The sequence below is a fragment of the Neobacillus muris genome, from assembly GCF_943193175.1.
In the GTDB taxonomy this organism is placed as follows: Bacteria; Bacillota; Bacilli; order Bacillales; family Cytobacillaceae; genus Neobacillus; species Neobacillus muris.
Genome location: NZ_CALPDF010000001.1, coordinates 223,257 through 238,343 on the forward strand (window position 1 = coordinate 223,257; position 15,087 = coordinate 238,343).

General features: G+C 42.8%; 14 protein-coding genes. 4 read left to right on the forward strand and 10 right to left on the reverse strand.

Going from position 1 to position 15,087, the window contains the following annotated elements; all coding sequences use genetic code 11:
• Window positions 1-59: 59 nt before the first annotated feature.
• Window positions 60-278: a hypothetical protein gene (locus tag NFS43_RS00995; RefSeq protein ID WP_251548894.1), complete on the reverse strand. Its 219-nt coding sequence runs from the start codon at window positions 276-278 to the stop codon at window positions 60-62.
• 241 nt (window positions 279-519) lie between these two features.
• Here NFS43_RS00995 and NFS43_RS01000 point away from each other — a divergent pair, with 241 nt between their 5' ends.
• The 4 genes from NFS43_RS01000 to NFS43_RS01015 are packed head-to-tail and all read left to right on the forward strand — an operon-like array spanning window position 520 to window position 4,634.
• On the forward strand, window positions 520-2,634 hold the full coding sequence (locus NFS43_RS01000) for a BglG family transcription antiterminator (RefSeq protein WP_251548895.1): 2,115 nt from the start codon (window positions 520-522) through the stop codon (window positions 2,632-2,634).
• 13 nt (window positions 2,635-2,647) lie between these two features.
• Window positions 2,648-3,097 (forward strand): PTS sugar transporter subunit IIA, encoded by a 450-nt coding sequence (locus NFS43_RS01005; RefSeq protein ID WP_251548977.1) that lies wholly within the window; start codon window positions 2,648-2,650, stop codon window positions 3,095-3,097.
• A complete protein-coding gene (locus NFS43_RS01010) occupies window positions 3,094-3,366 on the forward strand; it encodes a PTS sugar transporter subunit IIB (RefSeq protein WP_251548896.1) in 273 nt (90 codons plus the stop codon). The genes NFS43_RS01005 and NFS43_RS01010 overlap by 4 nt, the downstream gene beginning before the upstream one ends.
• A 5-nt stretch (window positions 3,367-3,371) precedes the next feature.
• Window positions 3,372-4,634, forward strand: a complete 1,263-nt coding sequence (locus tag NFS43_RS01015; RefSeq protein WP_251548897.1) for a PTS ascorbate transporter subunit IIC — start codon at window positions 3,372-3,374, stop codon at window positions 4,632-4,634.
• An 88-nt stretch (window positions 4,635-4,722) separates the two neighbouring features.
• On the opposite strand, the gene NFS43_RS01020 is transcribed toward NFS43_RS01015, so the two are convergent.
• The 9 genes from NFS43_RS01020 to NFS43_RS01060 all read right to left on the reverse strand — a co-directional run bounded on the left by NFS43_RS01020 (window position 4,723) and on the right by NFS43_RS01060 (window position 14,589).
• A complete protein-coding gene (locus tag NFS43_RS01020; RefSeq protein ID WP_251548898.1) occupies window positions 4,723-5,877 on the reverse strand; it encodes an ROK family transcriptional regulator in 1,155 nt (384 codons plus the stop codon).
• A gap of 328 nt (window positions 5,878-6,205) precedes the next feature.
• Window positions 6,206-7,090, reverse strand: a complete 885-nt coding sequence (locus NFS43_RS01025) for a sugar phosphate isomerase/epimerase family protein (RefSeq protein WP_251548899.1) — start codon at window positions 7,088-7,090, stop codon at window positions 6,206-6,208.
• Window positions 7,091-8,152 carry a Gfo/Idh/MocA family protein gene (locus NFS43_RS01030; RefSeq protein WP_251548900.1) on the reverse strand — a complete coding sequence of 354 codons (1,062 nt, stop codon included), beginning with the start codon at window positions 8,150-8,152 and terminating at the stop codon, window positions 7,091-7,093.
• Between the two features lie 40 nt (window positions 8,153-8,192).
• Window positions 8,193-9,065 (reverse strand): sugar phosphate isomerase/epimerase family protein, encoded by an 873-nt coding sequence (locus NFS43_RS01035; protein ID WP_251548901.1) that lies wholly within the window; start codon window positions 9,063-9,065, stop codon window positions 8,193-8,195.
• A gap of 81 nt (window positions 9,066-9,146) precedes the next feature.
• Window positions 9,147-10,115: an ABC transporter ATP-binding protein gene (locus tag NFS43_RS01040; RefSeq protein ID WP_251548902.1), complete on the reverse strand. Its 969-nt coding sequence runs from the start codon at window positions 10,113-10,115 to the stop codon at window positions 9,147-9,149.
• A complete protein-coding gene (locus NFS43_RS01045; protein WP_251548903.1) occupies window positions 10,108-11,097 on the reverse strand; it encodes an ABC transporter ATP-binding protein in 990 nt (329 codons plus the stop codon). The genes NFS43_RS01040 and NFS43_RS01045 overlap by 8 nt, the downstream gene beginning before the upstream one ends.
• 15 nt (window positions 11,098-11,112) lie before the next feature.
• On the reverse strand, window positions 11,113-12,009 hold the full coding sequence (locus NFS43_RS01050; protein WP_251548904.1) for an ABC transporter permease: 897 nt from the start codon (window positions 12,007-12,009) through the stop codon (window positions 11,113-11,115).
• A gap of 12 nt (window positions 12,010-12,021) precedes the next feature.
• A complete protein-coding gene (gene gsiC, locus NFS43_RS01055) occupies window positions 12,022-12,945 on the reverse strand; it encodes a glutathione ABC transporter permease GsiC (RefSeq protein ID WP_251548905.1) in 924 nt (307 codons plus the stop codon).
• A gap of 75 nt (window positions 12,946-13,020) precedes the next feature.
• Window positions 13,021-14,589, reverse strand: coding sequence for a glutathione ABC transporter substrate-binding protein (locus NFS43_RS01060; RefSeq protein WP_251548906.1), 1,569 nt, complete (start codon window positions 14,587-14,589; stop codon window positions 13,021-13,023).
• Window positions 14,590-15,087: the final 498 nt, after the last annotated feature.

Sequence of the window (15,087 nt, forward strand, 5' to 3'; positions counted from 1 at the left end):
TCTACACAACCAACTATGTGAACCGTTCCGATATCAGCCCAAAACAAAAAACCTGACGATCAGCCAGGTTCTTCTAGATCGGCGGAAAAGATGCCGCCCAAATATGCTGCATGTTCAAGGTACTGCTGCACAAATTCCTCTAAAGCCATCGGGATGCCCGTATCCTCCAGCCAATAATCATAACTGACTGCAATACTCCGCTTGATCAAATCATTGTGAACCCATTTATCGGCTAATGGGTGGCCCGAACTGGCCAGGACATGTTCAACTTCCTTCATACTGGCAATCCTCAACACCCTCTTAAAAAGTTGGTATCCTCCAATCCTATTATATGCCATTCCAATAAAATAATGCTTCGGGCACTGCACTGAATGGCACTGAGTCCAATCCTTGCACAAACAAACTGGCGACATTTGGTCTCCACTCCTGATAAACTATGGTGTATATTTAAATCAAGCAATTGCCTAATAAAATTTAAGTACTTTTTTGCACAAAACTTTGTGCAAGGGAGGTATCGAAGTGTCACTTGACCAACGCAGTACTGCCATTTTATCGCATATGGTGAAAGCGCAAACCTATGTGTCTGTCAGAGAATTAACCGAGAAATTTCATATTTCAAGGAGAACGATTTATTACGATATAGAAAAAATTAACGATTGGTTAAAAGACAACCAGCTGCCAATGGTGAAGAATGTCCGTTCAGCCGGTTTCATTTTAGAGGACGAGGCCAGAAAGCATGTGCCTGAAAAGTTAGGAGAGCTGCCATCCTGGCATTATGAGTATTCAGCCAAGGAAAGGAAAGCATGGCTTGCCATTTACCTGATTGCACGCGAAACGCCCCTATTTCTCGAAAATTTAATGGAGAAATTGAGGGTTAGCCGCAATACCACCATCGAGGACCTGAAAGCATTAAAAACGGAATTGGAACGGTTCGAGTTGACCCTGCTGTTCGATCGGAAAGACGGCTATCTCATCCTTGGTGAGGAAGATAATAAACGAAAAGCCATTGTCTATTACCTTCAACATGTTCTGACCGATAAAAATTGGCAATTATTTTTTTCAAAAATCCCATTCCTTTTAAATGTTGGAGCGAACGAAGATCACCTTTTCGATTACGAGAAATTGAAAGCGGTTCAACGGATCATTGGAGAAAGCGAGCAAGAATTAAATCTCCAGTTTACCGATGAAGTCCTATACAATTTATCGGTTCGTCTCCTGCTTTTTTGCAAAAGAGCCGCTCAAGGAAAAAAAATTACCATCGACCCGATCGACAAGGAAATTTTACAAGCAGCCAAGCCATTCCAAGCGGCCAAAAAAATCAGCGACAAGCTTTCCGTCTTGTTTGAGCTTGAATTTCCAGAGGAAGAAATCTTGTATATGACCAAGCATTTGCTTAGTTCGAGAATCCAGTTCTCAAAGGATCTTCAGCTAAAAAGCCTAAATGAGGATGAACAAATTCTGACGGCTGTGGTTTCCGATATGGTCGCCGATTTTCAAAAGTATGCCTGTGTATTTTTTGAAAATCGCACAGAAATTGAGAGCCATCTTCTATTGCACATAAAACCGGCCTATTACAGGATCCAATATGGATTGGAATTCGAAAGTGATATGACCGAAACGATTAAAAAGGAGTACCATGACATATTCCTTTTAACCCAAAAGGTCATCGTGCATCTGGAGGCTGTCGTCGGAAAACAGATGAACGAACATGAAATCGCCCTGATCGCGATGCATTTCGGCGGATGGATGCGCAAGGTAGGCGTTAAACCGGCAGCCAGAAAAAGCGCCCTGCTGGTGTGCACCAATGGAGTGGGAACATCCAGATTGCTCATGCACCAATTGGAAGGTCTTTTTTCGACCGTAGATTTGATAGGCTGTGTTTCCTTAAGGGATTATGAGAGACAGCAATACCAGGCAGACTTTATCATTTCAACGATCCCTTTAGAGGAAAAAGATAAGCCTGTGTTTGTCGTAAGCCCCATCTTAACGGAGACCGAAAAAGAAAGCCTATTAAAGAAAGTAATTGGTCACCTTGAGACGCCGCCAAAGCAGCACTATTCCATGGAAGCCTTGATGGAGATGATTGGCAGGCATGCGGCGATTTTTGACAAAGAAGGTCTCCATCAGGAGTTAAAGCAATACCTCTGCAAACCGGAACGGCCGGTTCAGGATATCGAAAAGCCGCCTTTGGCCAGTTTGCTTAAAGAGGAAGCCATTCAGCTAAAAAATCATGTAACCGATTGGCAAGAAGCGATTCGAACAGCCGCCAAACCTCTTTTAAAGAACGGTTTTATTACAGAAGCCTACACACAGGCCATGATTGAAAATATTGAAAAAATGGGACCTTACATTGTGATTTCCCCAAGCGTGGCCATCCCGCATGCACGCCCAGAGGATGGGGTCCACACATTAAGCATGAGCATGCTGAAGCTTGAAAAGGCAGTCCCCTTTTCTGAAAAAGCAGGGCATGACATCCATCTTGTCATTGTCTTGGCTGCGGTTGATGGAGAGACGCATCTGAAAGCCCTTTCTCAATTGACCACCATACTTTCAGAGGAAGAGAACATCAAGGAAATCATCCAGGCTGGCAGCTCAAAAGAAATTTTCCAAATCGTCAGCAGGTATTCCAGATAATACGAAGGGAGTGATGCCAGTGCTTGCGGATTATCTTACAGTGGACATGGTCCAATTTAAAAAAGAAGCGCAAGATTGGGAAGAGGCCATTCGGATGGCAGCTGCGCCATTGTTAGCAAAAGCTGCTATTGAACAGCAGTATGTTGAGACAATGATCGAAAATGTGAAGCAATTTGGTCCTTACATCGTGATCATGCCAAAGTTTGCCATGCCCCATGCGCGGCCTGAATACGGCGTCAACAAATTGGGATTAAGTTTATTAGTTTTGGAAAAAGGCGTGACATTTGAAAGCGAGAAAAGCGCAAACGTTTTTCTTGTATTGGCAGCCCCTGACTCTGATTCACATTTAATCCTATTATCCGAATTATCATCGGTGTTAGCTAGTGAAGAGAAGGTCAGTGCCTTGATTGCAGCCAAAACTTATCAACAAGTAGCGGATCTATTAAAGGAGGAAGCAAAATGAAAATTTTAGTTGTTTGCGGAAACGGATTAGGAAGCAGTTTTATGATGTCAATGAATGTCCAAAAGGCCATGAAGGAATTAAACATTGAGGGCACATGCTCACATACGGACTTAGCCAGCGCCAAGTCAGAAAGCGCCGACTACTATATTGGATCTCCAGAAATTATGGACCAATTAAATGATGGCAGCAGAAAAGTCATTTCATTGGTGAACATGTTTAGCTTAGATGAAATTAAAAAAGCATTAACGACTAACATACTGAAGGGTTGATATGTATGCTTCATTTAATAATGAATGATATCTTGGGCACGCCCGCTATTTTAGTAGGGATCTTTGCCTTAATTGGTTTATTGCTGCAGAAAAAAGGGATTGCAGATGTCGTTTCCGGCACCTTGAAGACCATCATGGGCTTCATTATTTTAAGCGCCGGAGCCAATGTCATTACGGGATCTTTAGGCTTATTCGGACAAATGTTTGAACATGCCTTCCACATTAAAGGAATTGTCCCAAATAACGAAGCCATTGTGGCATTAGCCCAAAAAACATTTGGCGCTGAAACGGCGATGATCATGGTCTTTGGTATGGTCGTCAATATTCTGCTGGCACGATTTACGAAATTAAAATATATCTTCTTAACCGGCCATCACACGATGTTTATGGCATGTATGCTGGCTGCTGTTCTGGCGGCCGCCGGAATGGAAGGTGTCGTCCTGACCATTGTTGGCTCGATTATTCTTGGCGCGCTGATGGTATTAATGCCGGCCATGCTTCAGCCTTTTACCCGGCAAATTACGGGATCTGATGATGTGGCAGTGGGACACTTTGGTTCCATTGGTTATTTCGTAGCAGGTACGATCGGTAAGTATTTTGGCAATAAAGAAAAAACAACAGAAGAAATTAAAGTGCCGAAATCGCTTGGATTCCTTCGTGATTCCTCAGTAGCACTAGCATTAACCATGGCTTTAATGTTCATCGTGGTCGCTTGTTTTACCGGTCCAGCCTTTATTGAAGGGGAATTAAGCGGCGGCACCAACTTTATCGTCTTCTCGTTAACGCAAGCGATTACGTTTGCCGGGGGCGTATTCATCGTATTGGCTGGGGTTCGGATGGTCATTGCGGAAATTGTTCCGGCCTTCAAAGGAATCGCCGACAAGGTAGTGCCGAATGCCAAACCGGCATTGGATTGCCCGATCGTATTCCCTTTTGCTCCAAACGCGGTAATCGTCGGCTTCTTATCCAGTTTTGTTGCCGGTGTCATTTGTATGTTCCTGCTCCCGGTTTTTGGATTATCGGTTATTGTTCCTGGGCTTGTTCCACATTTCTTTACTGGGGCGGCAGCAGGCGTCTTCGGAAATGCAACTGGCGGCAGACGCGGCGCCATTCTAGGGGCTTTCGCCAACGGTATTATCATCAGTTTCTTGCCGGCATTGTTATTGCCTGTTCTAGGTTCGCTTGGATTTAATGGCACTACATTCGGCGATGCAGACTTTGGTCTTGTTGGAATCTTGCTTGGCAATCTATTGAAATTATTCATGTGATTTTTAAGATTAATGAACTTATAGACTACTAGTGAAGCAGGGGGCGGTTCTTGTGGTTTTCAACACAAGAGCCATCCCCTTCCTCTTTTTATTCCAAATCCAGCAGCGTATTCTGTGCCTGAATCGCCGCTCCAAGCACTACCCCTTGATCCCTAAAATTGGAATAAAGTATTTTCACTTTTTCTTTTAGTGGTTCCCATATATATAAATCACATTTTCTTTCGATAGCCTCTTTTATTTCCGGGAACTTTCGGATGGTATTGCCGCTTAAGATGATGACCTCTGGGTTATATAGGCACAATATATTGCTAATGGCCAGCGCCATATAGGTCGATACTCTATCCATAATATTAATGGCCCAGGACTCTCCATCACGGTATGCTTGGAACACATCATCTACGGTTTGAATGTCCTTTACATTCCTCGCACTCAACACGATGGCCCCTTCAGAAATATAGGTAGCAAGACAGCCAACCTTCCCGCAGCTGCATACATTCCCTGTCGGATCAATGACCGTATGGCCAATTTCACCGGCGTTATTGGATTCGCCTCGATAAATCTCTCCATTTAAAATGATGGCAGAGCCAATACCTGATCCAATTCCTACTAAAACGGCATTCTGAGAATCTTTTGCCATACCGAAAAAATATTCAGCCACTATTTCCATTTTCAACTCATTATCAATGATGACCTCATACCCAATCCGTTTTTTAAGGTCATCAGCCAAACTGGCATTGTTCCATTTCAATTGATCCGATACCTTCACAATCCCATTTTGGTAATCAATCAGGCCTGGGAGACCGACCGCCATTCCGAGAATTTTTTGACTAGGAATCTTATTTAAACGAATCAAGTTATTGGTATGGTTAGTGACCTTCTCCAATGTTTCCTCATATTTTTCCGATTGTACTCTTGAGACATTTTCCCATACCACCATTTTGCCTGTGTAATTGACAATGCCTATTTTGATGACGGATTTATCAATCTCAACTCCAATCGTATAAAGGACATCCCCGCAAACGTCGAGCAGGACTGCTTTTCTGCCTACACCTGAAGTGACTAACTCTGTCTCCCTCACAAACCCCTGCAGCTGGAGCTCACTGACAATTCTTGTTATCGTGGTCGGACTCATCCCAGTTATTTTGGCAATTTCCATTCTTGAAATAGGAGAATGACTTTTAATGATTTCTAGGACTAAATTCTTGTTTTGCTTTTTCATTAATAGCTGGTCCTGTTTCTCCATTCGATTACCCTCTTTTTACTATTTTAATGATCCAATTAAAATGGATTCCTTTCATAAAATACGGTTCTGAACTCGATCATATCATAATTATAAAGTCCTAAACCTGCTTAAAAGCAAAAAACGACAAAATATTCAAAAAGACCCTTTTAAGGAATCACGTTAATCCTCCCGCTGAAAGAACTAACATCATTCGATAAGAAAAGCGCTAGGGCGCTTGCGCAAGACAATTCTTAAAGTCTAAAACTTTTATACTTTCATATCTAATAAAACGAAGCACCCCAAAGGAGCTATTTTTTCCTTTAGGATGCCCTTATTACATTCTATTACACTATTTAAAACCCTTAATAAACTGGACAGCCTCTGAAATGTCCTTGATGGGGTTTGTTTTGATTTCCCGTTCAATGGTTAAATAACCATTATAATTAATCTCCCTTAGTGCAGCGAAGTAACTGGAAAAATCGACACTTCCATTACCGAGCGGCACCTCTCTAAAATACTCTCCGGAGGCGACCATTTGGGCTATTTTTTCGTGGTCTGTTCCCCCTCCATAGCCGAGAGCGCCATATACATCACGGGGATCGACTGGCTTGAGCCGGACTCCATCCTTTACATGGGTATGGACGATATAATCCTTTAATAGATTAACCCCTTCAACAGGATCATCTCCCGTTACCATCACCATATTAGCTGGGTCAAAATTCACGGAAACACCGTTTGTACTTAAGCTATCCAAAAAAGCCTTTAATGTGGATGCTTTTTCGGGCCCGGTTTCAATCGCAAAGTAGGCATTCATACTTTTCGCATAAACCCCCAGCTCTTCACAAGCCCTTTGCATTGCTTCATACACGGGATTGTCTTCATCATCTGGAACAATCCCGATATGTGTGGTGACAATATTCGTTCCCAATTCAACAGCCAGGTCTAAAATTCGCTTGGACTTGTTAATTTTCACTGGGTTTTGCTGGGCATCCTGAAAACCATGCCCCCCTAAGTCACCGCAAAGGGCAGAAATCTCTAATCCTAAAGATTCTATATAGGATTTCAACTCTTTACGTGACGGGACACTAAGGTTCTCCGGTGCCATTTCTCCTTTCACTGCATAAATTTGGACCCCGTCCGCTTCCAAGTCCTTTGCTGTTTTTAACCCATCCCGCAGCGGCAAAGAAAGGCTATCCACGATAATGCCGATTTTGTTTTTCACTTTTACCTCCATTTATGAAAATGTCACCACACAGTTCTTTTCCGACGCTTCGTAAATGCCGGCCAAAATTTTCATAATTTCAACACCATCTTCTACAGGAGCCACCGGTCTCGTTCCTGATAAACAGCTTGTTACGAAAGCATCGATTTCATTTTGAAATGAATGGGCAAAATCGAATGTTAAATGGTCAATTTGCGGGTGAATATTGACGATGGTGTTATTTTCTTCTCCCACCAACATTAATTCCGGCTCTAACTCCGCCCCGCCTTTAGTGCCAAATAATTTCACCTGAATCTCATCCTTTTTTGCATGAAGCGTAAAGGAGACATCCAGCATCAATGACGCGCCATTTTCGAAGGTTATGAGCGCGTTGGCCATATCTTCCACTGTATTTTTGGCTTTATCATAATCTGCTGCTTTATAGAAGCTTAGATTCTCAACATTTCCTCTATTCCCAAGCATTTGATACGTATGGCTGGATATGGCTTTCACCTTTGGGCGCCCCATCAAATACCAGCAAACATCAATAATATGGACGCCAAGATCAATCAACGGGCCGCCGCCTGAGCGTTCAATATCCGCAAACCAGCCGCCGGGGTTTCCCAAACGGCGCAGGCACGTTGCCTTCGCATAATAGATGTCTCCTAATTTGCCATTATCAATAAAGGCCTTTAATACCCTTGTGTTGGCGGCAAACCTTCTTACAAATCCAACCTGTAGCGTTTTTTTTGTTTCGTGTACAGCCGCCTCCACCTTTAATGCCTGTTCCACATTCATGGATAAAGGTTTCTCGACAAGCACGTGTTTGCCCGCTTTAAGGGCAGCAATGGAAATGTCTGCGTGGGTATTATTCCAAGTGCAAATACTAATAGCATCTACATGGGGGTCTTCAAAAACCTCATCTAGGCTGGAATAAACACGGCTAATTCCATATTTTTTTGCTTTTTCCTCTGCTCTTTCATTCACATAATCATATGCGCCATATAAAATCGCGTCAGGGTTATTCGCAAAAGACTTTAAATGAAAATCGGAAATGGATCCTGTACCGATCACACATACCCGAAGCTTATCCAAAACCATCCTTCCTTTCTATGGTGATTTTCACATACATTTATTAGACTTCTTCCCACAGCCTTCTTACATTATCCATTCCGATCTTTGATCCCACTTTAGGGTCTTCCATTCCTTCAAACTCAACCGTCAAATAACCGTCATAACCCGAATTTTTCACTAGTTTGATAATCTCACGTATATTAATGTCCCCATGGCCGACGATTGCCCCGCGCAAATAATTTTCGTTCACGGTTCTGAACCAAACTCCGTCTCCTGGGTTTTCGTAATAAGGACGGATATAAAAATCTTTAAAATGGACAGTCGCCGCATATTTGACGTTTTTCTTCACACCAACAAGAGGATCCTCATCGATACAGAGGAAGTTTCCTACATCTAGTGTTGTTTTAAAATTTCCCCGGTTTACCGCATGAATGACCCGCTGCACCCGGTCACTGGACTGGACATTAAAGCCATGGTTTTCGATCGTGGTGGTTATCCCGAATTGGGAGGCATAATCCGCGAGCAGCTGGCTTCCTTTCACCATTTTGGAAAAATGCTCTTCAAAGTAATGGATAGTCATTTCCTCTGGCTTGAGGGCAAACGCTGTTACATCATGGCGCATAATTTTGATTCCGAGCCTGTTCACGATATCAATATGCTTTTTAAGACGCTCCACCTCTTCATAAAAAGCTTCATCTGTTTCTTGGACAAAATTGGCAGGGCATGAGTAAGCGGAGAGCTCAATTCCCAGTGATGCTGCTTTTTCCTTAATTTGGTCAGCCAACTCTACATCGTCCACCACTGAATACCCATATGGGACCATTTCCATTTGCTCTCCGCCATTGTCCGCAATCCATTGGATGACATCCAATACTGACATCGTGCCTTCTCTCAATTCCTTTACTAAACTATAAGTGCTTAATCCTACCTTCATTTTTTCCACTCCCTCTTCAAATTTTTATATAAATTTAAATAACTCTCCGGGTCATGTTGAACAGGCTATAATCCTATTCTGCTAATCAACTAAATGGCAGGCGACGAAATGGTCCTCCCCCTCGCCCTTTTTAATTGGCGGCTCAGATACTCGGCATCTATCCACAGCATGAGGACAGCGTGTATGAAACCTGCACCCGGCAGGAGGGTTGACCGGACTTGGCAAATCCCCTTGCAATATAATCCGCTCACGCCGCATTCTTGGGTCTGGTATCGGGATAGAAGACAGCAGAGCTTTTGTATAAGGATGCTGGGGATTAGAGAAAATAACCTCTTTAGGCCCGGTCTCTACGATGGTTCCGAGGTACATAACCCCTATATGATCACTGATGTGTTCAACCACACTTAAGTCATGGGAAATAAACAAATAGGTCAAATGATATTCGGCCTGTAAATCCTTTAATAGATTTAGGATTTGTGATTGAATCGAAACATCTAAGGCAGAAACCGGCTCATCCGCAATGATGAGCTTGGGGTTCAGAATCAAGGCACGCGCAATCCCAATCCGCTGCCGCTGGCCGCCGCTGAACTCATGTGCATAACGGTCCGCATGATATTCACTTAACCCTACCACCTCTAACATGTCAGATACCTTTTTATTTCGTTCGTCTCTAGACAAATTGGTATGAATGGCAAGGGGCTCCCCTACGATATCACGAACCTTCATTCTTGGATTTAACGAGGCATACGGATCTTGGAAGATCATTTGGACCTTTTTTCTAACGCCTTTCAATTGGGACTCTTTCCTTTTGGAGATTTCCTCTCCGTCAATCCAAATTTCACCCATGCTCGGCTCGATTAGTCGAGAAATTAATCTCCCTGTAGTTGATTTGCCGCAGCCGCTTTCCCCTACCAGACTAAAGGTCTTCCCCTCTGGAATCATGAACGATACATCATGCACCGCTTTTACCGATTTCTTTTTTCCAAACATTCCATTCGAAATTTCAAAAGATTTCTTCAATCCAGATACCTTTAATAGAGCATTAGACATGGATTCCCCCCCTCTCCTGTTCATATAACCAGCAACTGCAGGACCTCCCATTCTCAAATATGATTTCAGCGGGTTCTTCTTGGAAACAAATCGGCAGCGCTTCAATGCATCTCGGAGCAAATTTACATCCTTTTGGAAGATTACTAGGGTCTGGAACATTTCCCTTTATTGAATCGAGCCGATCCTTTTGTTGGCCCAGTTTCGGGACCGAATTAATTAATCCTTTTGTATAAGGGTGCTTAGGGCTTTCAAATAATTCGAAGACATCTGCCTCTTCCACCACCCTGCCGGCATACATGACCACCACGCGGTCACACATTTCCGCGACCACGCCCAAATCGTGGGTTATTAATAGCACAGACATGTCTTCCGTTTTCTGAAGCTTCTTGATTAAGTCTAATATCTGGGCCTGGATGGTGACGTCCAGAGCGGTTGTCGGTTCATCTGCGATTAACAGCTGAGGATTACACGAAATGGCCATAGCAATCATGATTCGCTGCCGCATTCCTCCAGACAATTGATGAGGAAATTCATGGAGGATTTCGTCTGCCCGTGGAATGCCGACTTTTTTCAAAATAGAAATCGCATGCTGCCTGGCCTGTTTGTCGGTTAACCCCAAATGAAGGCGAATCGGCTCCATCAATTGTTCTCCTATTTTCATAACAGGATTTAGGGAAGTCATGGGCTCTTGAAAAATCATGGCAATTTGTTTGCCACGGATCTTACGCATGTCTGACTCTGATTTTGTGGTCAACTCTTGATCACGAAATTGGATCTTCCCTGCACTTATTTCACCGCTTGTTCCTTTGAAAAGCTTCATGATAGATAAGGACGTGATGCTTTTACCGCTTCCAGACTCTCCTACTAACCCAAGGACCTCGCCTTTTTTAATGGAAAACGTCACACCATGAAGAATTTTAATTTTTTGCTTATCCTTCGTGAATTCAGTTTCAAGCTTTTCAACCTGCAGCAGCTTTTCCATCCTCTTCTAACTCCCTTATTCGTTCTTTGTTTTTGGATCTAACACATCTCTTAAACCATCGCCCACTAAGTTAAAGGCCAGTACCGTTAAAAAGATGGCTATGCCTGGCATCATGACTACATGCGAGGATGTCCCTAAATAATCCCGGCCGAGGCTCAGCATCGCTCCCCAATCCGGCGTTTCAGGACTTGCCCCTAAACCAAGGAAGCTTAAGCTGGACGCAGCCAAAATAGCCGTACCAATTCTCATGGATATGAACACAATAAGACTGCTTGCCGTTTCTGGAAAAATATGCTTGAGCATAATTCGAAAATGGGAAGCCCCCATTGACCTGGCCGCTTCCACAAAGACGGTCTCTTTTGCCTCAAGAGTGGATCCCCTTACCAATCTGGCAATGGACGGAATACTGAAAACGGAAACCGCTATGACGACATTTTTCAAGCCAGGCCCTAATATCGCAATAATGGCAATGGCGAGCAAAATATCAGGAAAAGCAAACAATACATCACTTGTTCTCATAATCATGCGGTCTAACCATCCCCCAAAGTATCCACTTATCAGGCCTAGTATGGTCCCCCCTATAGCACCTAACAAAACAGATAAAAAGCTGACACTGAGCGAAATCCTGGCACCTGCCAGCAGCCGGCTAAAAATATCCCGGCCGTATTCATCTGTTCCTGCAATATGAGCTTGGCTTGGCCCTTGCAAGGTAGCATTATAGTCAGGTTCATAAGGATCGTAAGGTGCAATATAAGGGCCAATAATGGCAATAAGGATCAGCAAAAGAATAAACAGGCTTGCCCAAAAAGCTGTCTTTTGTTTTTTCCAGTTCTTCCAAAATTCCTTGAAGGGAGAATACTTTTTTTCTGCTACAACCGTTATAGATGGATTAATTTCTTTTGTTACCTCCATGACCATCCTCCTTTACGATACTTGTCGGATTTTTGGATTTAGAAAACTATACAGGATATCTACCAATAAATTCACAAGAATGAATTCCAGTGAAAAGAGCAGTAGCTCTGCTTGAATAACCGGATAGTCCCTAAATGATATGGAATCAATCAATAAGCGCCCCATACCTGGAAAGCTGAATACCGTTTCTACCACTACCGACCCGCCTAATAGGAAGCCGAATTGCAGACCTGCAATGGTCACGACCGGAATGAGCGAATTCCGCAAGGCATGCTTTGGAATCACAATGGACTCTTTCAGCCCTTTCGCCCTCCCTGTTCGAATAAAGTCTGCCTTTAATGTTTCCAGCAAAGAGGACCTGGTAAAGCGGGCAAGCATGGACATGATCCCTGCCCCTAACGTCAAGGACGGCAGGACGTAGCTTTTCCAGCTATCGATTCCCCCAGTCGGAAACCATCCAAGCTGTACCGAAAAGACTTGAATAAGTAATAAGCCCAACCAAAAGCCCGGTAAAGAAATGCCTGAAACAGCTGTCACCATTCCCAGGTAGTCAGGCCACTTATTTTTAAAAACTGCTGATAATGTCCCAATCAGCAATCCTAAAATCAGGGCCCAGACCATACTAGATAGAGTTAAATAGATGGATGGCATAAATCGGTCCGCAAACATATCCATGACGGGCAATCTTGTTTTTAGCGAGGTCCCTAAATCTCCCTGAAATAGATTGCCCATGTAGGTAATGTACTGATCCCATATGGGCTTATCGAGGCCGAGTTCGGATCTTATGATGGTCACTTCCTCTGCCGTAGCATCCTTTCCCGCTACCAGCCGCGCAGGGTCTCCCGGAATCAAATGGGTAAAAAAGAAGATGAGGACTGAAACAATAAATAGGATCGGGATCATTTCAAAAATTCTTTTTAAGACATATTGGGGCATATTCCAATCTCCTTTCCTAACAAGGAAAGAAGCTTTGGGAGCTGTCTCCCTCCGCCTCTATCCTTTACATGAAACTTACTTCAGGTTTGCATCTGTGACATTAATCCCGCCTGTCGGGGAAATATAGACACCCTCTACATTGGATCTCATACCAGCGAGAATTTCATCGACGCCTAAGAAAATCCATGGCGCATCTTTATAGACTTGCTTTTGGATCTGGCTATAAATTTCTGCCTGTTTATTTTCATCCGGAGTCATATTAACTTCATCGATCCATTGATCTACCTGATCGTTTTTATAATAGGCAGTATTCGCCCCGCCTGGAGGGAATGAACCGCCATAGAATAATGGTTTTGTAGCATTCGTTGTATCAGAAGGATAAGCAGACCAGCTTACATACCACATTTGCACTTTGGCATCCTCAGGTGTTTGGGCTCCATATATCTCGTCTGACAGCGTGCCTTCTTCCATGGATTTAATCTCTACATCCACACCGATTTCCTTTAACTGCTGCTGGATAAACTGCATGCCCTTCATGGTGTCCGAGTTCGTGTTGCCCCAGATTTCCGCTTTAAATCCTTCTTCTAATCCAGCCTCTTTTAAAAGCTCTTTTGCTTTTTCAATATTTTGTTTATAGACTTCTTGCTTTTCATAATGGAGGGTTTTACTTGGAATGATGGAATCTAATGGAAGACCGAACCCTGAATTGACGACACTGATAAAGGCATCTTTATCGACAGCATAGTTTAATGCCTGCCGGATGCGGACATCATCAAAAGGCTCCTTCATCGTGTTAATGGAAACATAGCGGGCAATCGTGGAAGGAATCTTTTTCACTTCTACATCCTTATTACTCTCTAACTCTTTTATATTTTGACTCGGCATCGGGTAGATGACTTGGGCCTCACCCGTTTTTAACATCGCTACCCGTGATCCGTTTTCAGGAACCGGTTTATAAGTAATTTTCTTAACTCTTTCTTTTTTATCCCAATAATCATCAAAACGCTCTACTGATAAATGATCTCCCTGAACCCATTCAACGAATTTGAATGGTCCCGTTCCTACTGGATTTTTTCCGATTTCATCGCTTCCAGCTTCGAGAAGTTTTGGACTCAGTATTTTCGCCGAAACAAAACGAGTTAACATCCCGCTATAAGGTTCTTTTAGCGTTACTTTGATTTCATAATCACTGACAATCTCAATATTGGTAATGAGACTGAAGCCCCGGCTATAGAGGCGAAGGCTGTCATCGTTCATGATTCTTTCAAAGTTCGCTTTGACTGCCTCTGCGTTAAAATCTTCCCCATCATGGAACTTAACCCCCTGACGCAGCTTGAAGGAGTAAGTCAGGGCATCGTCGCTGATGCTGTACTCTTCTGCTAATTGAGGGACTATTTTCCCTTCTTCGTCCGATCCCAATAGGCCTTCAAGCATTGCTGACTGGACCGAGTTTGAGTTTGTGTCCCCCGTGTTATGCGGGTCCATCGTAATAAAGTTCTCATTTACTGCAATAACCAATTCATCATTGTCTTTTTTACTGCCTCCATTCTTGCCGCTGCTGCTCTCATTACTGGAACATCCAACAAATAGGACTGCAGAAACTACAACCAGCAACAAAATCCTCCAAAACTTGATTCTTCTCATTTCATTTCCCCCTTTTGTTTGATTTTCAGGTATTTCGTTCTTGGCGGTTTGGTTTTCTGTTGATTCCCTGAATTTGAAATAATTTACTTCGCAACCAGACAGCTGATTGGTTGCGAAGGGCATTCCATAGATTTTAGTTTTTTTCTTCATGTTAGTAAATCTCACAAATTTATTAAAATTATTTGTGGTAATTTAACGTAAATTAAATTAATTTCTACAATGGTGAAATTAATTATGTAAAAAAAAGCTGTCAATATGTGGTGCCTTACTTGTTTGTTATTATAACGTTATGTGGTTTTCCGTTTCAATATAAATTTACAAAAATTTAAAATTTTTTAACTATTTATAGCTGTACTTGATTTAACCACAGATTTCAACAGAAGAAATAGGAAATTTTATAATAAACAATCAGAAAAACCTTCCCACGTCCATTCCATAATAGAACTTTCCTTCCTAGTTGAAAAAAGATCAATTAATATCAAAAATGTCCAAATCTCA

Coding starts and splice junctions, on each gene's coding strand:
- NFS43_RS01025 (WP_251548899.1), bottom strand. CDS start 7,090: ATGGAGGTAAAAGTGAAAAACAAAATCGGCATTATCGTGGATAGCCTT.
- NFS43_RS01035 (WP_251548901.1), bottom strand. CDS start 9,065: ATGAAGGTAGGATTAAGCACTTATAGTTTAGTAAAGGAATTGAGAGAA.
- NFS43_RS01040 (WP_251548902.1), bottom strand. CDS start 10,115: ATGTCTAATGCTCTATTAAAGGTATCTGGATTGAAGAAATCTTTTGAA.
- NFS43_RS01010 (WP_251548896.1), top strand. CDS start 3,094: ATGAAAATTTTAGTTGTTTGCGGAAACGGATTAGGAAGCAGTTTTATG.
- NFS43_RS01015 (WP_251548897.1), top strand. CDS start 3,372: ATGCTTCATTTAATAATGAATGATATCTTGGGCACGCCCGCTATTTTA.
- NFS43_RS01005 (WP_251548977.1), top strand. CDS start 2,648: ATGCCAGTGCTTGCGGATTATCTTACAGTGGACATGGTCCAATTTAAA.
- NFS43_RS01050 (WP_251548904.1), bottom strand. CDS start 12,009: ATGGAGGTAACAAAAGAAATTAATCCATCTATAACGGTTGTAGCAGAA.
- NFS43_RS01045 (WP_251548903.1), bottom strand. CDS start 11,097: ATGGAAAAGCTGCTGCAGGTTGAAAAGCTTGAAACTGAATTCACGAAG.
- NFS43_RS01020 (WP_251548898.1), bottom strand. CDS start 5,877: ATGGAGAAACAGGACCAGCTATTAATGAAAAAGCAAAACAAGAATTTA.
- gsiC (WP_251548905.1), bottom strand. CDS start 12,945: ATGCCCCAATATGTCTTAAAAAGAATTTTTGAAATGATCCCGATCCTA.
- NFS43_RS00995 (WP_251548894.1), bottom strand. CDS start 278: ATGAAGGAAGTTGAACATGTCCTGGCCAGTTCGGGCCACCCATTAGCC.
- NFS43_RS01060 (WP_251548906.1), bottom strand. CDS start 14,589: ATGAGAAGAATCAAGTTTTGGAGGATTTTGTTGCTGGTTGTAGTTTCT.